The sequence below is a fragment of the Hydrogenophaga sp. A37 genome (assembly GCF_002001205.1).
In the GTDB taxonomy this organism is placed as follows: Bacteria; Pseudomonadota; Gammaproteobacteria; order Burkholderiales; family Burkholderiaceae_C; genus Hydrogenophaga.
In genome coordinates this window covers 1-472 of the sequence record NZ_MUNZ01000065.1, presented here as the reverse complement: position 1 = coordinate 472, position 472 = coordinate 1, and the positions used below count along the sequence as shown (strand labels likewise).

Annotated in this window: 1 protein-coding gene; it reads right to left on the bottom strand. The window is 71.0% G+C overall.

Annotation, left to right across the window (positions count from 1 at the left end; genetic code table 11):
* The coding region (locus tag B0E41_RS04280) for a hypothetical protein (RefSeq protein WP_077329203.1) at positions 1-415 on the bottom strand (415 nt) is incomplete at its 3' end.
* Positions 416-472 lie beyond the last annotated feature (57 nt).

Below are 472 nucleotides of genomic sequence, written 5' to 3'. Positions count from 1 at the left end.
GCAGCAGCACAAGCGCCAGATGCCGCTGGAGAAGGCGGCGGGCGCCGAGCAGGCGGGCGCTCCACGGGCGCTCGGGCAACGCGTTTTGGCGCAAACCGAGCCGGGCCAACGAGGTGTCCAGCGCCTGCAGGCTGGGCATGTGACCATGGCCCACTTGGTGAAACAGGCGCTCGTCCAGCGCCAGCCGGAAGGCGAAGTACCGCTCCATCAGACCACACAGCAACACCAGCGCCCACAGGCCGCCCACGGCACCGGTTGGCGACGCCCATGCCACGCCCACCACGACGGCGAGCAGGCTCAAGCCCAACGACCACGTGCCCAGGGTGCGCAGGCTGGCGCGCAACAGGGCCGAGAGCGCCAACGCGTCGGCGCGCTCCTGTTCGCTGATGGGCAACGCGCTCTGTTGCGGGCTCATCGGCCACCCCCACCAGCGGCCGGCGAAGCCAGTTGCTTCAAGGCCCCCAGCCACCCC